General features: G+C 49.2%; 17 protein-coding genes. 12 read left to right on the forward strand and 5 right to left on the reverse strand.

Features of this window, described 5'->3' with window-relative positions; all coding sequences use genetic code 11:
- Positions 1-248 precede the first annotated feature (248 nt).
- Positions 249-1,592: a tetratricopeptide repeat protein gene (locus B152_RS24295; RefSeq protein WP_033406925.1), complete on the forward strand. Its 1,344-nt coding sequence runs from the start codon at positions 249-251 to the stop codon at positions 1,590-1,592.
- Positions 1,593-1,614: 22 nt separating this feature from the next.
- Here B152_RS24295 and B152_RS0118200 read toward each other — a convergent pair whose 3' ends face one another.
- The 3 genes from B152_RS0118200 to B152_RS0118210 form a co-directional block, all read right to left on the reverse strand.
- Positions 1,615-2,946: an NAD(P)/FAD-dependent oxidoreductase gene (locus tag B152_RS0118200; protein WP_020593874.1), complete on the reverse strand. Its 1,332-nt coding sequence runs from the start codon at positions 2,944-2,946 to the stop codon at positions 1,615-1,617.
- Positions 2,947-3,146: 200 nt separating this feature from the next.
- A complete protein-coding gene (locus B152_RS24300) occupies positions 3,147-4,067 on the reverse strand; it encodes an alpha/beta hydrolase (protein WP_083921943.1) in 921 nt (306 codons plus the stop codon).
- Between the two features lie 68 nt (positions 4,068-4,135).
- Positions 4,136-5,398, reverse strand: a complete 1,263-nt coding sequence (locus B152_RS0118210) for an OpgC family protein (RefSeq protein WP_020593876.1) — start codon at positions 5,396-5,398, stop codon at positions 4,136-4,138.
- A 308-nt stretch (positions 5,399-5,706) separates the two neighbouring features.
- Here B152_RS0118210 and B152_RS0118215 point away from each other — a divergent pair, with 308 nt between their 5' ends.
- Together B152_RS0118215 and mdoH are read left to right on the forward strand one after the other, a co-directional pair.
- A complete protein-coding gene (locus tag B152_RS0118215; RefSeq protein ID WP_026261694.1) occupies positions 5,707-7,257 on the forward strand; it encodes an OpgD/OpgG family glucan biosynthesis protein in 1,551 nt (516 codons plus the stop codon).
- A gap of 14 nt (positions 7,258-7,271) precedes the next feature.
- A complete protein-coding gene (mdoH, locus tag B152_RS24305; protein WP_157231165.1) occupies positions 7,272-9,119 on the forward strand; it encodes a glucans biosynthesis glucosyltransferase MdoH in 1,848 nt (615 codons plus the stop codon).
- Between the two features lie 76 nt (positions 9,120-9,195).
- Here mdoH and B152_RS25575 read toward each other — a convergent pair whose 3' ends face one another.
- Positions 9,196-10,725 (reverse strand): sensor histidine kinase, encoded by a 1,530-nt coding sequence (locus B152_RS25575; RefSeq protein ID WP_157231166.1) that lies wholly within the window; start codon positions 10,723-10,725, stop codon positions 9,196-9,198.
- Entirely contained in the window at positions 10,722-11,489 is a 768-nt protein-coding gene (locus B152_RS0118230; protein ID WP_020593880.1) for a response regulator, read from the reverse strand. Before B152_RS0118230 ends, B152_RS25575 begins: the two co-directional genes overlap by 4 nt.
- Positions 11,490-11,734: 245 nt before the next feature.
- On the opposite strand from B152_RS0118230, the gene B152_RS0118235 reads away from it, so the two are divergent.
- The 9 genes from B152_RS0118235 (at position 11,735) to eda (ending at position 21,451) form a co-directional block, all read left to right on the forward strand.
- Entirely contained in the window at positions 11,735-12,997 is a 1,263-nt protein-coding gene (locus B152_RS0118235) for an ABC transporter substrate-binding protein (RefSeq protein ID WP_020593881.1), read from the forward strand.
- A gap of 193 nt (positions 12,998-13,190) precedes the next feature.
- Entirely contained in the window at positions 13,191-14,099 is a 909-nt protein-coding gene (locus B152_RS0118240) for a carbohydrate ABC transporter permease (protein ID WP_026261696.1), read from the forward strand.
- Entirely contained in the window at positions 14,092-14,979 is an 888-nt protein-coding gene (locus tag B152_RS0118245) for a carbohydrate ABC transporter permease (RefSeq protein ID WP_020593883.1), read from the forward strand. The genes B152_RS0118240 and B152_RS0118245 overlap by 8 nt, the downstream gene beginning before the upstream one ends.
- A gap of 13 nt (positions 14,980-14,992) precedes the next feature.
- Positions 14,993-16,117, forward strand: a complete 1,125-nt coding sequence (locus B152_RS0118250) for an ABC transporter ATP-binding protein (RefSeq protein WP_020593884.1) — start codon at positions 14,993-14,995, stop codon at positions 16,115-16,117.
- 10 nt (positions 16,118-16,127) lie between these two features.
- Entirely contained in the window at positions 16,128-17,018 is an 891-nt protein-coding gene (locus B152_RS0118255) for an SMP-30/gluconolactonase/LRE family protein (RefSeq protein ID WP_020593885.1), read from the forward strand.
- Between the two features lie 11 nt (positions 17,019-17,029).
- Positions 17,030-17,821 (forward strand): SDR family NAD(P)-dependent oxidoreductase, encoded by a 792-nt coding sequence (locus B152_RS0118260; protein ID WP_020593886.1) that lies wholly within the window; start codon positions 17,030-17,032, stop codon positions 17,819-17,821.
- Between the two features lie 53 nt (positions 17,822-17,874).
- Positions 17,875-19,665 (forward strand): IlvD/Edd family dehydratase, encoded by a 1,791-nt coding sequence (locus B152_RS0118265; RefSeq protein WP_020593887.1) that lies wholly within the window; start codon positions 17,875-17,877, stop codon positions 19,663-19,665.
- A 182-nt stretch (positions 19,666-19,847) separates the two neighbouring features.
- Positions 19,848-20,780 (forward strand): sugar kinase, encoded by a 933-nt coding sequence (locus B152_RS0118270; RefSeq protein ID WP_020593888.1) that lies wholly within the window; start codon positions 19,848-19,850, stop codon positions 20,778-20,780.
- Positions 20,781-20,803: 23 nt separating this feature from the next.
- Positions 20,804-21,451 (forward strand): bifunctional 4-hydroxy-2-oxoglutarate aldolase/2-dehydro-3-deoxy-phosphogluconate aldolase, encoded by a 648-nt coding sequence (gene eda / locus B152_RS0118275; RefSeq protein WP_020593889.1) that lies wholly within the window; start codon positions 20,804-20,806, stop codon positions 21,449-21,451.
- Positions 21,452-21,473 lie beyond the last annotated feature (22 nt).

Here is a 21,473-nt window from a genome sequence, read left to right on the forward strand (position 1 = left end):
ATAGACCGGAAAAACGGATAACCTCTTTTCACAATCGTGTCAGAATGTTGTGTTCTGCTTTCTCCCCACGGATCAGGAGTGCAGGAACAATTGTCGGGAAACCCTGTTAGTTCTGGAAAAAATACAACTCACGTCGATCACAAGTCTCATAACTGCCCGGCCCCAACACATTTTCATCACTGGAAATCACAGGGGCGCTCATGCCATATGGTACTCAAGAATTTTATTGTTTTACCCGGAGGTTTCCTGTGCTGTTTGATTGCCGTGGCCATGAAGTAACTGCCTTAAGCCAGCTTGCTGTTGATCAATTCGACAATACGGTTTCCCTCTTTCTGGCACATTCAAAAAAGACACCCGAGGCTCTCGACACAACCCTTGAAACAGATCCGCAACTGCTCATTGCTTTGATAGCCAAAGGTTTTTTCTACAAAATGTTGGCTAAATCCTCTGCTGATCCAGTGGCTTTGGAATCGCTCTTTAAAGCCAAACTGAGTTTACGTGAAAGGGGTGCCACTCAGCGCGAAAGGGAGCTTGTCAAAGCCCTGGAAGACTGGTGCAGTGGTCATCTCGACCTTTCTATATCCAGGCTAGACAACCTGCTTGACAGTTATCCTCTTGATGCCCTGACTGTAAAGTTGACCCACGCCTGCCAGTTTATTCGCGGGAAAAGCCAGGCCATGCGTGCCTCGACAACAAAGGCTCTCCAGGCTTGGGGAGAAAATGACCGGGATTATGGCTTTATACTTGGATGCCATTGCTTTGGTCTGGAAGAAACCGGTTCTTACAAGGAAGCAGAGAAAACCGGAAAACATGCTGTAGAACTGGAACCGGATGACGCTTGGGGAACCCACGCTGTTGGACATGTGCTCGAGATGTCTTCCCGCCCACAGGATGGCCTGAACTGGCTTTCGCAATTTCAGGATCGCTGGGACAAGTGCAATAACTTTTCCTTTCACATGTACTGGCATATGGCCCTGTTTCATCTGGAGTTGGGACAGAAAGATGAAGTTCTCAAGCTCTATGACCATTATATCCGCAAGGATCATACAGATGATTTCAGGGATATCAGCAATGGTGTTTCGTTACTTTATCGACTGGAGCTTGAAGGTGTAGATGTTGGACAACGGTGGGAAGAAATGGCTCACTTATCTGCGTCTCACGTTAATGATCACAGTCTGGCTTTTGCTGATGCCCATTATCTCTTGGCTATTCTTGGTGCAGGAAACAAGTCAGCAGCGGACAGTTTCATAGAAACAATGGAGCAAAAAAGCCGGGGTGAAGGTACTGCACAGTCTGTTTTCCGACACATCGGCATGCCGCTTGCCAAGGCCATAAAAGCCAGCAAAACCGGACAAGACGGGAAGTGTGTGGATCTTTTACTCCCTATTTTCGGTCAACTGCAACAGATCGGGGGCAGTCATGCCCAGAGAGATGTCTTTCACAGACTCCTCATAGATGCTGCCATACGCGCGGATCGTCATGAGACAGCCCAAGGCTTGCTGGAAAAACGACTTGAGGAAAGGCCCAATAATATATGGGCCCTGAATAGAGCAGCCCGGGTACGGGACAAAATGAACGAGATACCGGCCTGAAAAGCTGCTGTAAGCGAGAAGGTTACAACGATGGTCCGGGAATAATCGGAGAGCCGTCGTGGAATCGGCTCAGCCGGAAGCGTGTCAGATCATGTCCCGTCGGGCGCCCTGCCACCATGTCAGCGACAACACGTCCAATTCCGGGGCCGATACCAAAACCGTGTCCACTCAGACCAGCAACAATTGTCAAACCTGGCAGGCTGTCGACTTTTGAAATAATCGGCAAGACATCAGGTGATGTCTCGATCATCCCGGCCCAGCTCTCCAGAAAAGTTACGTCGGCCAAAGCAGGGACATAATCATTAAGTCTTTGTCTGAGTTTTCTGTGTAACTCTGGATCCGGTTTGGGGTCGAGGATTCTGTTTCGCTCAAAAGGGGATATTTTCTCTTCATTCCAGGACTTCCGGCGCCCATAGTCAGTAAAAAAGCTCTCGTCTATTCTGAGGCTAATTTCCTTCAGGGATTTTTTTATCAGCGGAATGAATTTGGGCAGATAACGGAAACTGTCCGGAACAATGTTATGGGTCATATGATCTGCAAGTGCGACAGTATAACCACCGTCCTGTCGCCGTCGAAAGGCAATCTTGTCTGAAACGGCATTACCCGCAAAAAAACCATCCACCCGGGAAGTTCTGGCAACACAGTTTTTTACTCTGAGCTGCGGTACAATAATATTATGATACCCAGCCAAGAGAGATGACCAGGCTCCAGCCGCAGAAACCACCTGTTTTGCCCGCACCCGCCCCTGTTCAGTTATAACGCCCGAAATCTTTCCTGCAGAAACGTCCAATGCCCTCACAGCACAATTTTCGATGATACTGACACCAAGTTTTTTCGCCGCACGAGCCAGTTTGGGAACGGCGATAAAGGGTTCCGCCCGGCCATCACTCGGTGTAAAAAGCGCACCTTTCCATCGGGATTGATCCTGGCCGAGTAGTCTTGCAGTTTCACTGGCAGTTAACAGCTGTGTATCGAGTTCATGGTCCCGGGCGACAGTAAGCCAGGTTTCATTTTCCTGCTGCTGGTTATCATTTTCAGCCAGATAAAGACAGCCTCCCTGGTGAAAACCCAAATCTTCCCCAATCTCTGATGCCAATCTTTTCCAGATTTGCAGGCTTTCTTTCATGATGGGGAGTTCGGAGCTGTCACGGCCTTGCTGACGCACCCAGCCCCAATTACGGCAAGATTGTTCGCCCGCAACACGGCCTTTTTCACAGACAAGTACTGACTTGCCTTGGCGACCGAGAAAATAGGCTATGGAGATACCGATGATACCTGCACCAATCACCACGACATCAACTTCATCAGGAAGTTTGTCGTTATAGGAAACGGGGGTTTTATCGGTAACAACCATCACTGTCTCTTAAGACCACAAAAAAACATAAGAAGAATAAAGCTGTCTCTCTCTGATTTTTAAACAGGAATCATTAGGGTACAGCAGCCGCATTAAATAACATGTTTTATTAATAGCTGAAACAGTATTTTTATGCTGCATTTTATACTTATTTGATGTTTTATTTCGCAACTATGTAATAAGAAATTCTATTGATGTATTTATAAACAAAAAGAGTCCAAAGGCTTTTCCGGGATATATGAAAAGTTATCCTGTCTCTCCAGTTGTTTGGAAAGAAACAAAAGCGCAGTTTCTATTTCTCTGGACCAAAGTTTCCAGCTGTGATTTCCATCAGTTACTCTGAGCTCAACCGGTTTTTTTTGCTCTCTCATCAACTTGTAGAATGCATAGGTTCCATCATAAAGCCCAAAGGAATCATCGTCACCAACCGTTAAAAAAGTAGCGGGAGGATTGGGGATATCTTCTATCAAGGAAAAAATATTTTTCTGATTGAACTTCTCGACAACAAACGGCTCTCCAAAAACACCGCTAAACAATTTTATCTGGATCGGGCGAAAGTCATCATGCCCACTGGCATTGGGGAAGATGGCCGGGCTTAATGCAGCGACAGCTGCAAACCGATCAGGTTCAAGATAAGCCATACGCAGCGCGCCATATCCGCCCATGGACAACCCGGCAACGACCCGTCCCCCCTTGTTCGTCTGCACAGGAAATTCTGCCTCAATCGCTTCTGGTAATTCATAGAGAATGGCTGTTTCATAATTGCCATACTTGGGTGAATTGACATACCATGATTTGGCTGCGGCAGGCATGATAACGATCAGAGGAGGAATAACCTGATCTGTGATTAACCGATCAAGGGTGTTTGTAATATTGCCAACTTTGAGCCAGTCGTGATGCCCGCCGCCATAGCCATGTAAAAGATAGAGCACAGGATAGGGAGCACCCTCGCTTTTGCAATAGGCTTCCGGCAGATAAATAGAATAGTCCAGAGGAGTTTCGAGAGCATCAAGGGCGATTGTTCTATTAAAATCTATGCGTCCTTGTGCCATTGCTTCTGTTACGAGCCATGACAGGCAGAAGGAGAGCAACAACATCCTGTAAAACGAGACATTCTTCATCACTCTCCCCTCCTCGCAATCTTCAGAAGAACATATACGCCAAATAAGTCAATTTCCCTATCCGCAGATTATTGTGCGGGTAGAGTTTTCTCTATTCGACTGCTTGTGGAAACTGCTTCTGGAGAGGTATCTCCAGCAACTGGGGCAGCTCTTTTTGTCCAGGGCGCAGCTTTGACCCACGACATGGCATAAGCAAAGATAATTATAATAACCAGCCCAGAGATATTCACCAAAGGCAGCCCCATGGCATCCCGACCGACAAGATCCAGAACCATTCCGCCGATCCAAGAAAGTGTCATGCTCAGAATAAAGACAGGCAAAGCCTGCTGACCTGTGACAATTATCGGCCGGAGATAGCGACTTTTTAGAATATGTGCCCGCCCTTTGAGCATAGAGGCACAAATGTAGGCCAGGGCAAAGAACTGTGCCCAGCGTAGCAAACCAAAATTTGTTTTGGCATAACCAACCCGTAAATGTTCCAGACGGATTTTATCCATACTAAAGTCAGGGTTGCTGGAGAGAAGGTCAGGGTAGCCATAGATAATTGACCAGTTACTGAAAGGTACCAGAACCAGTATAAAAACCACACAGACTGAAAGCAGTATTTTGTTTGGTTCTGGGGTTTTTATCCAGCCAGAAGAAATGGCAAACCCGGAAAAGAACAGAACCTGCCAGGCAAGAGGATTAAAAAACCAGACCCGATCAGAAAAAGGTTCGGCCGAGAAACCAAGATCCCAGATCCAGGTAGCAACGTAGAGTCCGAGCGAAAAAGCTGCTGCGAGCCATGGACTGAATCGGGCAAGGAACATAACGATAGGCACCATGGCAAGTACACCGATGTACATCGGCATGATATCAAAATAGTTCGGCACATATGTCAGTGTGAAAAGCCCGATTAGAGCCTCTCCAGTGTGATCAAAGAAATACCCCAGGTTCATCTTGTTGATATAATCGCCACCAAATATCTCGGCATTGCCATAGGCGCTGACAGCAGCTACGGCAAAAAACAACCCTAGATGGGCAAAGAAAATCTGAATACAGCGAATAACGATACGCGCGGTGCCGGTTCCAAATCCGGATCGACGGAAAGTCCCACCGAATGCTATCGCTGCAGCAAAGCCGGAACAGAAAACAAACATCTCTGTGGCATCACTTGGTCCAAACCTGCCCGGTATAAAACGTGACCAGTAATTTTCCGGAATGTGGGCAATAAAAATAAAAAGCATTGCCAGCCCGCGAAAGAAGTCGAGTCGCGGATCACGTTCCTTTTTTCCATTGGGAAGAACTCCAGGCAGTTGAAGGTTAGTTTTATCAGATATTTCTTGTGACATGCGACGGTAACCCGGTTTTCTTAAGAATTGTTCCATCCCTCTATAACTAAAATGGCATTTGAGCAATGGAATCTATAGTAAAACCTGTTCGCGAACTTGTGATGAGTCTTGTTTATTCCCACTCTCTTTAAGCGGTTAAAAGTACTGTCAAGCCCCGGTTTGTTTTTACACCCTGCTTAAAGAGATAAAAAAGTGAAATAAAAGTGAGATGACACAAAGATTCCCCTTGAAGATTTTCTACTTTAGATCAAATTCCTGTTCGACGACGAACTACGTCGAATTCTAACTATCCTGAAGTACTGTAACAGATGAAACGCAGAGATTTTCTTCTATCTACTATGGCCCTGACTTGTGCGGGATTTTTGCCTGGAATACTTGCTGAGAGCTCAGCTGGGCCAGCTGGCCTTACCCGTTTTCCGGATGTTCAGAAAAAAGCTGCGACTCTGGCAAAGTCTCCCTATCAAAAACCTGATGACCGTATCAGTGATTTTTGGAAGAAAATGTCTGTCGAGCAGTTCTCTAAAATTTATTACAACCCAAAGGCACCACTATGGAACGATGGCGGTCCCTTCCAGATGCAATTTTTTCATCCCGGTGGCCCCTGGTTTCATCACACCGTGAATATTACGCTTCAGGAAAACGGCAAAGAAAAAGATCAAACCCTTCAGCAAGGCATGTTCTGGTATGAAGGCGAACAGCCGACAGCCAGGGATTTTGACAATCTTCACTTTGCCGGATTTCGTGTTCATCACCAAATGAACAATGAATATTATGACGAACTGATTTCTTTTCTCGGCTCTAACTATTTTCGGGTACTTGGTCGCGGCCAACAATATGGCCTGTCTATTCGCGGCCTGGCGATCGATACCGCAGAAGCATCCGGAGAAGAGTTTCCCGATTTTCGCGAATTCTGGATCGAGAAACCTGTCTCCGGCTCAAATGAGCTGGTTATTATGGCGCTACTGGATAGCCCGAGCATCAGCGGGGCCTATCACTTTGTCGTCACGCCTGGTGATGAGACCACTATTGACGTCGAGGTTTCCCTTTTTGCCCGGGAAGATATCAACAAGCTTGGCCTCGCCCCCCTAACCAGCATGTATCTCTATGGCGAAAACTCCAGAAAACTGGATGATTACCGACCAGAAGTTCATGATTCAGATGGTCTGATGATTCACAACGCCGAGAATGAATGGTTGTGGCGTCCTCTGGCCCGTCGCCGCAGCCCAACCATCTCGTCCTTTGTCGATGCCGGAACCAAAGGATTTGGTCTTTGTCAACGTGACCGGTCCTACGACAGCTATCACGACCTGGATTCAAGATACCAGTTAAGACCAAGCATCTGGATTGAGCCCAAAGGCTCATGGGGCAAGGGACATGTCGAACTGGTTGAATTAAATTCGGATCTGGAGACAAGCGATAATATTGTTTGTTACTGGGTCTCGGATACGCAACTTAAAGCAGGCCAATCCCACCAGTATTCCTATCGGCTGACAAGTTTCCTTGACGCCCCTCAATGGCCTCCGGTTGGGCGAACCCTGAGTACAAGAGAAGGCCCGGCCAATCGTCCAGGGTTTTCCTATGGAAACCATGAAGAAGCCCGATATTTTATTGTAGAGTTTGAAGGAGCCGACCTCGACACTCTTGCTGCAGACAGCCCCATAGAAGCCATTTTCACCTGTCAAGATGGTAAAATATACGACATGCAGTGCCAGAAGAACCCGGTTAATAATCAATGGCGGGTCTCTTTCAATCTGAGCACCCCTGAAAATCGCTCTTGCGACATCAGAGGATACCTCAAGCTGGGCGACAGGGCACTAACCGAGACCTGGACTTATCTTTATACAGGCAAACCCGTCTGATGCAGGATACAACAATGAACATCGAAGATATCACTATATCTGATGCAAAAAAACTCTCGGCCATGCGGGTGAGAAGACGATCGTTTCTTGTCGTTCTGCTCTTTTTGACAGTTGGCATTCTCAGTACAAACCTGACAATCAATCTGTTCGAAAATGGACTGAGCCTGCTGGAAGGTTGCTATATCTTCCTTTCCACAATTGCCTTTCTCTGGATCGCCCAGTCCTTCTGGACTTCCACAGTCGGTTTTGCCTTTCGCCTCTTCTTTCCGCGCAATGCCGCGATGAAGGTCTCACCTGTTGCTGCCGGGCTTGATGTAAAAGCCTGCCCCGTTGGTCGAACAGCAATTGTCATGCCGATCTACAATGAAGACCCCGAGATGGTTTTTCAGGGTATGGAGCAAACACTGCGTTCGGTTCTCGCAACCGGCCATGGGAATAATTACGACTTTTTTGTTCTCAGTGATACAACCAAAGACGAGATTGCTGCGCAGGAAAATATTCTGGCACAGGAACTCTTGCATCGCTATGCCCTGCAAGGCAGGTTCCACTATCGCCGCCGCGAGAAAAACACTCACAGAAAAGTTGGTAACCTCAAGGATTTTTGTGATCGCTGGGGAACAGGCTACGACTATATGCTCGTTCTTGATGCGGACAGCATTATGTCAGGAGAAACCATTCTCAACCTGACCAGAATGCTCGATAACAATCCAAACGCAGGTCTGATACAGGCACAGCCGCGTGCTATGGGGCAAAAAACCCTGTTTGGCCGTCTGACCCAGTTCAATATCCGTCTGACCGGAGAGCTTTTCTCTACTGGCCTGAGCTACTGGACCCTGAACGACGGGAATTACTGGGGGCATAATGCCATTTTGCGCCTGAAACCTTTTATGGAACATTGTAATTTGCCGACACTATCCGGCAAAGGACCTTTGTCCGGAGATATCCTGAGCCACGACTTTGTCGAAGCTGCATGGTTGCGTCGTGCTGGATATGATGTCTGGATTTTTCCAGAAGGCAAAGGCAGCTATGAACAGATACCAACCAATATTCTGGATCATATCATTCGGGACCAGCGCTGGTGCCAGGGTAACTTTCAGCACACCAGACTTCTTGGTACTAAAGGCCTGAAACCAATCAGCAGATTACACATGCTCATGGGGGTTATGAGCTATGCCTCATCATACCTCTGGATGCTTTTGCTGGTACTCAGTGCCTTGTTGGTAACGGAAAGAACCATGCCGTTGGGTCCAGTCCTTGAACTCCCGGCTGAATGGCCTTCACTGCAAAATCACATAATGACGCCACTGTCACTTTTTACTGTTGTGATGGGCATGCTCTTTATGCCAAAGATTTTTGCTTTGATTATCGGTTATCGCGATGCCAAGGCCTACGGTGGCGTTATCAGGATAACTCTGAGCTGTTTGCTGGAAATGACATTTTCAGCAATCACGGCGCCTGTCGTAATGATCTTTCATGTTCGTATCATCACAGCCCTGCTTCTCGGGAAAACGGTACAGTGGAATGCCCAGAGCAGAAGCGGGCGAAATATTCCCTGGAGCGAAGCTTTTAAACAGCACAGTGCGCACCTCTTGGCAGCAGCGGGGCTTGGTGCGGTGTATTATCTGCAAGCTCCAGAGCTTTTACCCTGGCTTGCCCCGATCCTCACTGGCCTGATTATCAGCGCGCCACTGGCGGTTGCTTTTGGTCAGGAAAAAATCGGCCTTTTCCTTCTGAACCAGGGCTTGTTGCTGATCCCTGAAGAAACCCGTCCGCCCGAAGAACTGCCCATTCTGTTTTCGCGCTTTATTCAACCTTCTCTGCTTGCCAACGACACCCGTTATTTGCCCAAAGCAGCAGAATAAAACGATATCCTACAGAAAACTAAATCACAAAAGGCCGGGGCAGAATATGTACCCGGCCTTTCGTTATATGAATTAATCAAGAAACAAAGGATACCTCAGGGTCGAGAGAGCGAGGCAGGAGAAGTTTTGCAGAAAGCCCCTGAACAGGTTGGTTTACAAGCACCAGTTCGCCGTTATGTGTTTCAGCAACATTTTTGACAATACTCAAGCCCAGCCCACTTCCCCCGGTTTCCCGGTTTCTCGACTTCTCAAGCCTGTAAAAGGGTTTGAGGACATTATCCATCTCTTCTTCGGGAATGCCCGGCCCACGATCGCTCACCTCGACCAGAATAAGACCGGGCTCAATCGTCAAGCCGACCTTTGCCTGAAAGCCGTACTTTACGGCGTTGGCGACCAGATTTGTTATTGCCCGTTTCAACGCTCTCGGACGCCCGACCATATAACCTTTGAGAAGCCCGTCGAGGGACACTGTTTTTTCATGCCGGCTAAAAACGGTGCCTGATGTTCGCAGGGTTGGATATTGAATAGGTAAAAAAGTTACTGGCATACCGACATCCGAGAAATCATCACAGATACTCTGAACCAGTGAGACAATATCAAACTGCTCCAGCTCTTCGGCCTCCATCCCACCTTTAAGAAAATCGATCGCATCTTTGGTCATGGACAACATCAAATCCAGATCAGCCAAAATTTTATTACGAAGCTCCTCTTCCTCAACAAACTCTGCTCTTAATCGAAGGCGTGTTGCCGGTGTTCTCAAGTCATGGGAAATTGCGGTCAGCATTCGGGTGCGTTCCTCGATAGCCTCGGTTTTTTCTTCCTGTTCCCTGTACAGCTGATCAGCGATCTCTCTGGCTTCTTTAGGCCAAAATCTATAACGCAGACTATCTTTATTGATATTGTTTTCCTCAGAGCGTCCTATCCCGCTGCTTGTCCCAACAGCTCCAAGATAACGAAAGGAATAAAGCAGATAGCGAATACCCAAAACAAACAAGACAGCCGAAAATGACATGCCGCCCAGCAAGATAAGCAACCATTGCACCTCGGTGACCCGTTCGCGCCAGTAAACGGGGCTGGTCACAATCAGTTGATCCCCATTAGACAAACGTAGATATAACGAAGCTGGCCGATCATGCCGGGCGATTGCAGAGGTCAAAAACGTTAAATGAGCAGTGAGATCCTCTGGTGGATAAGTGGGTGACAGGAGTTTGGATCTGGGTTGTCCCCTTTTCATCCCTAAGCGAATGTTCGGGTAGAGCGAGATAATGGATTCACGGGTTAGATCAAGAAAGTATTCTTCGCCGTTATTATGAAGTAGCTTTTCTTCTGTATAATATTCAAACTGCACAGAGTTACTTCGATTAAAATTATTAGCTGCAACGGCTCTGCGTTCCTCAGGCATCCGGGATAATTCTTCAAACGCACGGGCGATAACGGGGCCGATCCAGGTCGCCTCCGCGATTTCAGCTCTCCTGTTGATAATTGCGCCAATTCCGCCCGCGGCAAATGAGCTGGCCAGAAAACCACAAAAGAAACCGAACAGCAGGATCCGCACTCTGATCCGCTCTGGTGTCCAGCTCAAAAGCCATCGCCATCGATTGCTCAAGACTGACGATCCTGCCCAGAAACAGTTTCAGAAAGCTGTTTGACCTGCTCTGTAAAAATGTAGCCCTGTCCGCGCACTGTTTTAATTAAGTTCGGTTTATCAGAATCAACTTCAAGTTTTTTCCGTAATCGACTGATTTGTATGTCTATACTCCGATCAAAAGCGATAGCTTCCACGCCCCTCGTTGCATTAATCAGGTCATCTCTCGTCAAGACTGTTTGTGGACGTTCAAGAAAAGCCACAAGAAGTGCAAACTCCCCTGATGACAAATGCACAATAAATTTTTCCGGGGAGCGCACTTCCCGTTTGCCTTCGTGCAGCTGCCAGCCTGCAAATTTAAATTGCCGGTTTTTTACAGAGCTACACGGCTCCTCTTCGCTATCATTGGTTCCTCCGGATACCCGACGGAATATTGCCTTCATCCGGGCAAGCAGTTCTCTGGGATTAAAAGGTTTCTCGAGATAATCATCCGCCCCGACTTCAAGCCCAACAATTCGATCTGCATCGCCTGTAACGGCTGTTAACATAATGATGGGAACTGTTGAGCTTTCACGGATCGAGCGACAAAGAGTCAAACCGTCTTCACCTGGCAACATAATATCGAGAATGATGAGATCAACAGACCAGCGGGACAATTCACGACGCATCTCGCTCCCCGATCCCGCCACCGAGACCCGATACCCCCTCTGGGTCAGGAATCCGGTCAAAAGCTCCCGGATTTCGGCATCATCATCAACAATCAGAAGATGTTTGACCTTTTCCATCTCTTGTCCTGTTTAATTTCGCATTTGCGGGAAAAGACTGTAACAAAACTTTTTTATAACCTTAATGTATCAGTTTGTAACACTCAGCTCTGGCTGCAATCTTCTGTTACCCTAAAAAGATCGCTTAACTGACCCTCCCGGGGTTTAACTATAACTATCGAAACCGATACGGCCTGAACAGCTAACAATAATCTATGGGACGTAGATCGGTTCTTTGTCAACAAAAGCTCGGGGAGGAAATCGGGATGAAAATATTGACACATAAATTAACGGTGACGACAGCACTTGTAAGCACTCTGATGTTTGCCGCTGTAACAGCTCATGCTCAGCCACAGGCTGAAGTTCTGCATTACTGGACTTCAGGCGGTGAAGCCAAGGCCGTACAGGCTTTGAAAGAGGACTTTGAAGCGAACGGTGGCAAGTGGATCGATGCACCTGTCGCCGGTGGCGGTGGAGATGCCCAGGCAGCTGTACTGCGTTCTCGTGTTCTCTCTGGCAACCCGCCTGCGGCTGTCCAGATTAAGGGACCAAACATTCACGAGTGGGCTGCAACTGGCGCATTGGGTGACCTGAATGCTGTCGGAGCAGCAGAAGGATGGGACAACGTCCTTCCTCCCCTGCTGCAGGATATTGTCAAGTACGACGGCAAATATGTTGCTGTTCCGGTGAACATTCACCGGGTTGACTGGATCTGGGCTAACCCGGAAGTTTTGGCAAAAGTAGATGCAGAGCCGCCGCGTACATGGGACGAATTCAACGCCATTGCAGATAAATTGCTGGCTGCTGGCATCACCCCTCTCGCACATGGCGGACAGCCGTGGCAGGACGCGACAATTTTTGAAACAGTCGCTCTTGGTCTTGGCGGGGCAGAATTCTTTAATAAAGCCTTTGTTGAAAAAGATCCTGAGACCCTGAAATCTGACACCATGAAAAAAGTGTTTGACCAGATGCGCAAAATGCGCGGCTACGTTGATGCCGATTTCCCGGGTCGTGACTGGAACCTTGCAACCGGAATGGTTATGCGCGGGGAAGCTGCCATGCAGATCATGGGAGACTGGGCAAAGGGCGAATTTGTTGCTGCGGGCAAAAAACCTGGCGTTGACTTCCTTTGTCTTTCAACTCCATCAAATGGCGGTTACATCCTGAACTCTGACAGTTTTGCCATGTTCAAGGTAACCAGTGCAGATGACAATGCTGGCCAGGAACTTCTTGCCCGTCTGATCCTGGGAGAGAAATTTCAGGAAACCTTCAACCTCTACAAAGGTTCCATTCCTGCTCGCATGGGTGTTGCCACTGACAAGTTTGACGAGTGTGCGGTCAAATCCATGATTGATCTGCAAGCTTCATCAGAAAGCGGCGAGCTTGTTGGCTCAGTTGCCCATGAAATTGCTGCTGCAGGTGCTATTCGCGGGGCGGTACTTGATGTGGTAACTGAGCATTTCAACTCAGACATGACATCCGAAGCTGCCGTAGAGCGACTTGCTGAAGCCATTGAACTCGCTGAATAAGCTTGTCGGACCAGAGGCGGTATAATCTCATCTTTATACCGCCTCTCGGTTATTCTGCTTCCTGACAGAACAGGACCAAAGCTGCACAGAACATTTTTCACAGTTTACAAAATTTTCTGTGAACGCTGTTCCTGAGATATTGAATATTTCACTAGGGTTATGAGTGGATATTCTGGAAATGAAAACAAACCCCATGACTGAACAATCCCTACCTGCAAAACGGCCGCTTTCGGACTGGTTGCGCTGGAATGTTGCAAAACTGGTTGTTGCTCCAACTTTTGCGCTGATCATATTCTTTGTTTACGGCTTTATAGCCTGGACAGGATATGTCTCCTTTACCAAGTCCAAGATGCTGCCGACCTATTCCTTTGAAGGCGTCTACCAGTATGTCCGGCTCTGGAAAATGTCCACCTGGCATGTTGCCATGGAAAACCTACTGGTTTTTGGTGGCCTCTTTATCCTGATCGCCATTGTACTTGGTTGCCTGCTTGCTGTCGCTCTGGACCAAAGGGTACGTGCAGAAGGACTGTTGCGGACAGTATATCTCTATCCTATGGCAATCTCTTTTATTATCACGGGGACTGCCTGGAAGTGGATCCTTAACCCGGGCCTGGGGCTTGAAAAAATGTTTCATTCCTGGGGCTGGGAGAGCTTTTCCTTTGACTGGCTGATCAACAGCGACATGGCGATCTACACGCTTGTCATTGCAGCTGTCTGGCAATCCTCCGGATTTGTCATGGCTCTGTTTCTTGCTGCTCTTCGGGGTGTTGATAGCGAAATCATCAAGGCCGCCTATCTGGACGGAGCCTCACTTTCGCGCATTTATCTTGTAATTATTCTGCCGACCCTGCGCCCCGTCTTCCTCAGTAGCTTCTTTATTTTGGCCCACATGGCTGTAAAGAGTTTTGATCTGGTCGTCGCACTGACTGGTGGTGGGCCGGGAAACAGTTCGATCATGCCAGCAAACTTCATGTATGAAATGACCTTCCGCCGCAATCAAATCGGTCTTGGTGCAGCCTCTGCCATGATGATGCTGGCGACTGTAATGGCGATTGTCATCCCCTATCTCTATTCAGAACTGAGGGAGCGCAAACATGGCTGATATTGCTTCCCTGCCTGGCGGCAACAGCCCCTGGCGCAGCGCCGGCCGCTTTGGTCTCTACTTTCTGCTACTTAGTTTCGGGGTTTATTATATCCTGCCGCTGATTGTCGTTCTCTCTACTTCCTTCAAGGATCTGGACGAAATCAGAAACGGTACTCTGCTGTCTCTGCCCGCAGAAATAAATCTGGAATCCTGGCGTTATGCCTGGAGCGAGGCCTGCATCGGCGTCACCTGCACCGGACTTAAACCCTATTTCTGGAATTCGGTCATGATGACCATCCCTGCGGTCCTCATTTCAACAGTTCTTGGGGCCTTGACGGGCTATGCCCTGACCAAATTCAAGTTTCCTGGTGCCAACATGGTTTTTGCCATGATTCTGTTTGGCTGCTTCATCCCCTTCCAGGTGGTGTTACTGCCCATGGCACAGTCTCTGGGGTTCCTTGGGCTGGCAAACACAGTCCCCGGTCTGGTTCTGGTTCACATCGTTTACGGATTGCCCTTTACCGTGCTGTTCTTCAGAAACTACTACGTCAGTATTCCCGATGACCTGATCAAGGCGGCGACTATTGATGGTGCCGGTTTCTTCACCATATTCTGGCGCATTTTGTTACCCCTTTCCCCGCCAATTATTGTGGTGACAATTATCTGGCAGTTTACCCAGATCTGGAATGACTTCCTGTTTGGCGCCTCCTTTACCACAGGCGGCGGACAGCCTGTTACCGTTGCGCTTAATAATCTTGTTAACACCACAACCGGTGTCAAACGCTACAACGTCGATATGGCGGCAGCCCTGATTACGGCAGCCCCGACACTGGCCGTCTATGTTCTGGCCGGACGCTATTTCGTTCGTGGTTTGACCGCTGGTTCAGTCAAAGGGTAAGGAGAAAACTCTCATGGCAACCCTGACCATTCAAAACGTCAAGAAATCCTACGGTGCTGTCGATGTTCTCAAAGGCATCGATCTGGAGCTGGAAAACGGCGAATTTCTTGTCCTTCTCGGCCCTTCCGGCTGTGGAAAGTCTACCCTGCTGAACATGATTGCCGGGCTTGATACCATCACGGATGGTGAAATCCTGATCAACAGCAAGGTGGTCAACGACGTTCACCCCAAAGACCGTGACATTGCCATGGTATTTCAGAGCTACGCGCTCTATCCAAACATGACCGTTGAACGGAACATCGGTTTTGGTCTGGAGATGCGCAAGGTTACAAAAGCAGACCGGGAAAAGCGGGTTGATGAAGCCGTTCGCATGCTGCAGATCGATCACTTGAGAGATCGCAAGCCAGCACAGCTTTCCGGTGGACAGCGACAGCGTGTGGCGATGGGCCGGGCCTTGGTGCGCAAGCCAGAAATCTTTCTGTTCGATGAACCGCTTTCCAACCTAGATGCCAAATTGCGGGTCGAGATGCGGACAGAGATCAAAAAACTGCACCAACGCCTGGGCACAACCATGGTCTATGTCACCCATGACCAGATCGAGGCCATGACCCTGGCCAGCCGGATCGCCATTCTGCGTGAAGGTGAAATCCAGCAGTTTGCCAGTCCTCAGGAAGTCTATGAACGTCCGGCAAACATGTATGTTGCAGGCTTTGTCGGCTCGCCAGCCATGAATTTTATTCCGGCAACTGTTGTCAGTGAAGATAACCAGCTTGGTGTTTCTATTGAGCGAACCGCCAATGGAGAGCGCAGTTCTGTTTTCCTTGCCCTTCCCGATGATTTACAGGACATTGGCGAATGGGTTGGGCGCGAGGTTATCCTCGGCATTCGTCCGGAAACCCTTACCCATCGTTCAGATGCGGAAATGTCCCAGAACAAAAGGCTTCAACCATTCGATTGTCAGGTGGAAGTACTGGAACCAACCGGGGCAGATACGCTAACCTATATCGAGCTGGGCGGGCGGGAAGTTATTGCCAGGGTTAATCCCTACAATACCTCCAATCCCGGGGAAACCATGGCCTTTATGGTCGATATGGGCAAAGCCAGCCTGTTTGACCCCAAAAGCGAACTGCGGATATAGGCATAGAATCATGCAAACCATCGCTGTTGAGACAATCTGGGAAGGCCCGGCTCTGCTGGGCGAGTCCCCTCTTTGGGATCCAGGCAACAGCTGCCTCTATTGGCTGGACATAGAAAACGCCAGGCTATTCCGCCAGAAACAGGATGGAACTGGAAACCAGCCTGTTACCGACAGTCTTGATCTGCCAGCACCTGCCGGGAGCATAGCTCTGTCTGATAGCGGCGAGTTGATCGCAGCCCTCGGCCAGGGCATATCCCTGATCAATATGGAAACCGGAATTGTCACGGCACTTGCCCCAAGCCTGTCCGGTGATGCCTGCCTGATGAATGACGGCAAAGCAGATCGTTATGGCAATTTCTTTTTTGGAGCCAAGCACCTTAAAGAAACATCAGCCCTTGCCGGTTGCTGGCGATATTCGCAGGGACAGATCGTTCAACAGAAAGGACATTTTACCGTTTTCAACGGCCCCGCCTTTAGCCCTGCCGGAGACCGGATATATTTTGCTGATTCTCCATCCCGGAAAATAATGACTGCAAGCTATGATCAGGATTATGGCATCAGCAGCCTGCCTGAAGTTTTTGTCCAGCTGTCAGAAACAGATGGGTATCCCGATGGTATGACTATCGATAGTGAAGGCTGTTTGTGGAATGCCCAGTGGGATGGCTGGGCAATCACCAGATACCTTCCCGATGGCACAATTGATCGCAAGATCACCTTGCCTGTTCAACGCCCGACCTCGCTTTGTTTCGGCGGGAAAGACCTCAAAACACTCTATATCACCTCAGCTTCAACAAGGCTGACACCAGAGGAAATATCCCGTAATCCGGACGCCGGGGCTTTGTTCAAACTTAACCTCGACATCGCAGGTCTTCCGGAAACCCTAGTCAATTATTTAGATTAGAAAAATCTGACATGATATTGGAAAACAAAAATATATTGATAACAGGCTCAAGCAGCGGCATTGGGCGAAAGATTGCAGAGGAAGCTCTCAAGGAAGGCGCATCCGTTTTCCTGCATGGCTTGCGGGAACAGCTGGTTGAAGCAGCAATCACAGAACTGGGCAGCCTGTATGGGCAGGAGCGGGTTGGCGGGCTGGCTGGTGATATCGCCAATCCGGAGTTTCCGGTTCAGCTATGTGCAGCGGCCATTCGTCATTTTGGCAGGATTGACGGTCTGATCAACAATGCCGGGATCTCTCCCCGACACAACATCGACAGTTTGACAGCAGAGGCCTTTGAACAGGTCATGGCGATCAACCTGCGCGCCCCGATGCTCATGATCCAGGCCTGCATGGAAAATTTCCGTAAGCTGGGCAGCGGTAGTATCGTCAATATCGGTTCAATCAATGCACACTGTGGTCAACCGGATCTGCTGATCTATTCAGTTTCCAAGGGCGGGCTCCAGACGATGACCCGGAATCTTGGCGATGCCTTTGGTCCAGAAAAAATTCGCGTTAACCAGTTGAATGTCGGCTGGACCTACACTGAAAACGAGCACAAGCTGCAACTGGCCGAAGGCCGCCCGGAAAACTGGCTAGATGACCTTTCCCCGCTTTCTGCACCAACGGGAATGATTCTCTTGCCCGAACAGGTTGCGCAACACGCCGTCTTCTGGCTTTCGGACAAGTCAGTACCTGTTACCGGTACGGTGCTGGAGGTTGAACAGTATCCCTTGATTGGCCGTAACCGGATAGCCGACAGTTAAGCCTGATAATCTGCCTGCTACAATAAGATCCGCCCCAGAAAATAGAGTATGACATGACCCGTAGCCCGATCACCAAAGAACAACTCCGTAGCAAAAAATGGTTTGATGATGTTGATGATCCTGGCATGTCTGCGCTTTATCTCGAACGCTACCTCAACTTCGGCCTGACCCGTGAAGAACTGCAATCAGGCAAACCTATTATCGGTATCGCCCAGACCGGATCAGATCTGACCCCCTGTAACCGTCATCTCCAGGATCTGGCGACCCGGGTTAAAGAAGGTATTCGCGACGCCGGGGGAATTCCGCTGGAATTTCCGGTTCACCCAATTCAGGAAACCGGAAAGCGCCCAACGGCGGCTCTGGACCGTAACCTTGCCTATCTTGGGCTGGTAGAGGTTCTCCATGGTTATCCTCTGGATGGCGTGGTTCTGACGACAGGATGCGACAAGACGACCCCCGCCTGCCTTATGGCGGCAGCGACTGTGAACATGCCCGCAATCGTCCTGTCTGGTGGCCCAATGCTCGATGGCTACCACAAAGGCCGCACTGTTGGTTCCGGAAGCATCATCTGGGAAGCCCGCCAGCAACTGGCTGCAGGTGAACTGGACTACGAAGGTTTTATGGACCTGGCGGCAGCCTCTGCCCCGTCAATAGGACATTGCAACACTATGGGCACGGCATTATCCATGAATTGCCTCGCCGAAGCACTGGGTATGTCCCTGCCCGGCTGTGCGTCCATTCCGGCACCTTATCGGGAGCGAGGCCAGATATCCTATCACACCGGGAAACGCATCGTCGAAATGGTCTGGGAGGATCTAACTCCCTCCGAAATCATGACCAAAGAAGCTTTTGAAAACGCCATTGTCCTGGCATCATCCCTTGGTGCTTCGACCAACTGTCCGCCCCATCTCATTGCCATAGCCCGTCATATGGGGGTTGAGCTTGATATGGAGGACTGGCAGAGGGTCGGCTACAACGTACCGATGATCGTAGACTGTCAGCCCGTCGGCCGTTTTCTTGGTGAAGGTTTCCATAAAGCTGGTGGTGTTCCAGCAGTCCTCGCCGAATTGATTTCAGCTGGCCTGATTCATGAAACACAAATGACAGTGAATGGCCACACCATTGGCGATAACTGCCGAAGTGCCTTCACACATGATCGTGAAGTCATTCGCACAGCTGATACTCCCTTACTGCAATCCGCTGGCCTTATGGTGCTTAGAGGAAACCTGTTTGAAAACGCTGTCATGAAGACCTCAGCAATCGACGGGGCCTTTCGCAAACGGTATCTCGAAGATCCCGAACATCCAAACGTGTTTTTTGGCGATGCCATCGTTTTTGAAGGCTCCGAAGATTACCATCACAGGATCAATGATCCCGATCTTGGCGTAACCGCCAACTCCATTCTTTTCATCAGGAACTGCGGCCCGGTGGGATATCCCGGCTCTGCCGAGGTGGTCAACATGTTGCCGCCGGACAGTCTGGTCAAACAAGGTATCACCTCTCTCCCTTGTGCCGGTGATGGACGACAGAGCGGAACATCAGGTAGCCCCTCCATCCTCAATGCTTCACCTGAAGCCGCTGTTGGAGGCGGGCTCGCCCTGCTTAAAAATGGCGACCGGATCCGTGTGGATCTGAATGACCGCAAGGTCGACATGATGATCAGTGATGAAGAACTGGCAAAAAGACAGTCAGAACTGGTGCTACCCGAGCTAGATAACCAGACTCCCTGGCAGGATATATATCGGTCCATGGTCGGGCAACTTTCCACTGGAGCCTGCCTTGAGCCTGCCACCCTGCATCTGCGCATTATCGACAACAAGGGCTTGCCCAGACATTCCCACTAGCCTATCTTTGCCACCGCTCCATCATTTGAATAATCCTTGACTGTACTGTTCAACAGATCTTGAACAATGAGACAAAACGGTTAACGTCAAGCAGTAAAATCAATTTCTAACAACATGTTATACAATAAAATTCTCGCCTGGAGTCAACAAGGCAAGCTGAATTGAACAAGGAACCCGCCCGCATGACCTCAATCGGTATTATCGGCGAATGTATGGTCGAGCTTTTTCGCGCCGAAGCCTCTGCCTCACAAGACGAATTGTTCAAAAAGCGCTTTGGTGGTGATACCTACAACACCGCTTATTATCTGGCGCAATGTTCTCAGGGGGCAATAGGGGTCAGCTATATCACTGCTCTTGGTGATGACAGCCTTAGTGACGAGATGATCACAACCTTCGCGACGGCAGGTGTCCAGACAGATCTTATCGAAAAAATATCTGGTGCTGTTCCCGGGCTTTATATGATCCAGACCGATGATCATGGCGAACGAAGTTTCCTTTACTGGCGATCTCAAGCCCCTGCTCGGCAGCTCTTCCAAACGGCCTTTACCGAACAGCTCAAAGCCGGATTGATGACAAAAGACTGGTTATGTTTTTCTGGCATTACCCTGGCTATTCTCTACCCTGAAGGGAGGGAAGAGCTATTTCAGCTTTGCCGTGATTTCCGGTCGAAGGGTGGAAAAGTAGCTTTTGACAGCAACTATCGTCCCAGACTCTGGCAGGACAGAGATGAAGCAAAATATGTATTGAACCAGGCCTATAGCCTCTGTGATCTGGCTTTGCCTTCCTATGATGATGAAAAACTTCTTTTCGATCAGGAAGATACAAACCAGTCAATCCAACGGATTTCAAAGCTGGGTGTGGACGAGATTATTCTGAAAAATGGATCGGACAGCGTCACCTCTTATTCTGACGGGGAAGTTCAGGTCTTTCCAGTTGAGGCCGCGAAGGTGGTCAAGGATACGACAGCCGCAGGTGACAGCTTTAACGCCGGGTATCTCTGGGCTAGGCTCAGCGGGAAATCCCTTGAGAATTCTATTACGATTGCCGGAGAAATCGCCCGACAGGTTATCGCCCAGCAAGGCGCCATTGTCCCGATTATTGCTCCGGCACTCTAACAAAACCAGCAGGCAAGCCTATAATGACCAATGATGCCCATCACAGTTACCTCACGCAAACACTGGAAAAAGCGGTTATTCTGCCTGTTCTGGTCATCGAAAGCTCGGAAGAAGCTGTTGCACTTGCCAAAGCTCTTTTCGCCGGAGGCTGCACAGCCATTGAAGTGACCTTGCGCAGCCAGGCTGCACTTTCAGCGATTGAGAAGATTGCCACGGCTTTACCTGAGCTGGCCCTGGGTGCAGGAACTCTGTTGGAGCAAGCTCAATTTGCACAGGTAAAAAGTGCTGGAGCAAGCTATGCCTTAAGCCCGGGAACAACGGAACGCCTTAGCCAGGCAGCCATCGATGCTGACTTGCCTTATGTTCCGGCAGCTGCAACCCCTTCTGAAGTCCTGTCTTTGCGAGAACAGGGGTTCAAGATACAGAAGCTTTTCCCTGCCACAGTAGTCGGTGGTATTGATATGCTGAAATCCCTGCATGCACCTATTGCTGATGTTCGTTTTTGTCCGACGGGCGGTGTATCTCTAGAGAACCTGAACAACTTCCTCTCCCAGCCAAACGTAATCTGTGTTGGAGGAAGCTGGCTGGCGCCCAAAAATATGGTCACAGAAAAAAAATGGAATGAGATTACTCGGCTGGTTGAAACCAGTCTGGCAAAGGCCAAGCGATAACTCGTTTTGGAAGAGAAAAGAT

It is taken from the genome of Kiloniella laminariae DSM 19542 (assembly GCF_000374005.1).
GTDB classification, from domain to species: domain Bacteria; phylum Pseudomonadota; class Alphaproteobacteria; order Kiloniellales; family Kiloniellaceae; genus Kiloniella; species Kiloniella laminariae.

Excerpts from the sequence above, each read along its gene's own strand:
- B152_RS0118200 (WP_020593874.1), bottom strand. The coding sequence starts at position 2,946 with ATGGTTGTTACCGATAAAACCCCCGTTTCCTATAACGACAAACTTCCT.
- B152_RS24300 (WP_083921943.1), bottom strand. The coding sequence starts at position 4,067 with ATGAAGAATGTCTCGTTTTACAGGATGTTGTTGCTCTCCTTCTGCCTG.
- B152_RS0118210 (WP_020593876.1), bottom strand. The coding sequence starts at position 5,398 with ATGTCACAAGAAATATCTGATAAAACTAACCTTCAACTGCCTGGAGTT.
- B152_RS0118215 (WP_026261694.1), top strand. The coding sequence starts at position 5,707 with ATGAAACGCAGAGATTTTCTTCTATCTACTATGGCCCTGACTTGTGCG.
- mdoH (WP_157231165.1), top strand. The coding sequence starts at position 7,272 with ATGAACATCGAAGATATCACTATATCTGATGCAAAAAAACTCTCGGCC.
- B152_RS0118230 (WP_020593880.1), bottom strand. The coding sequence starts at position 11,489 with ATGGAAAAGGTCAAACATCTTCTGATTGTTGATGATGATGCCGAAATC.
- B152_RS0118235 (WP_020593881.1), top strand. The coding sequence starts at position 11,735 with ATGAAAATATTGACACATAAATTAACGGTGACGACAGCACTTGTAAGC.
- B152_RS0118240 (WP_026261696.1), top strand. The coding sequence starts at position 13,191 with ATGACTGAACAATCCCTACCTGCAAAACGGCCGCTTTCGGACTGGTTG.
- B152_RS0118245 (WP_020593883.1), top strand. The coding sequence starts at position 14,092 with ATGGCTGATATTGCTTCCCTGCCTGGCGGCAACAGCCCCTGGCGCAGC.
- B152_RS0118250 (WP_020593884.1), top strand. The coding sequence starts at position 14,993 with ATGGCAACCCTGACCATTCAAAACGTCAAGAAATCCTACGGTGCTGTC.
- B152_RS0118255 (WP_020593885.1), top strand. The coding sequence starts at position 16,128 with ATGCAAACCATCGCTGTTGAGACAATCTGGGAAGGCCCGGCTCTGCTG.
- B152_RS0118260 (WP_020593886.1), top strand. The coding sequence starts at position 17,030 with ATGATATTGGAAAACAAAAATATATTGATAACAGGCTCAAGCAGCGGC.
- B152_RS0118265 (WP_020593887.1), top strand. The coding sequence starts at position 17,875 with ATGACCCGTAGCCCGATCACCAAAGAACAACTCCGTAGCAAAAAATGG.
- B152_RS0118270 (WP_020593888.1), top strand. The coding sequence starts at position 19,848 with ATGACCTCAATCGGTATTATCGGCGAATGTATGGTCGAGCTTTTTCGC.
- eda (WP_020593889.1), top strand. The coding sequence starts at position 20,804 with ATGACCAATGATGCCCATCACAGTTACCTCACGCAAACACTGGAAAAA.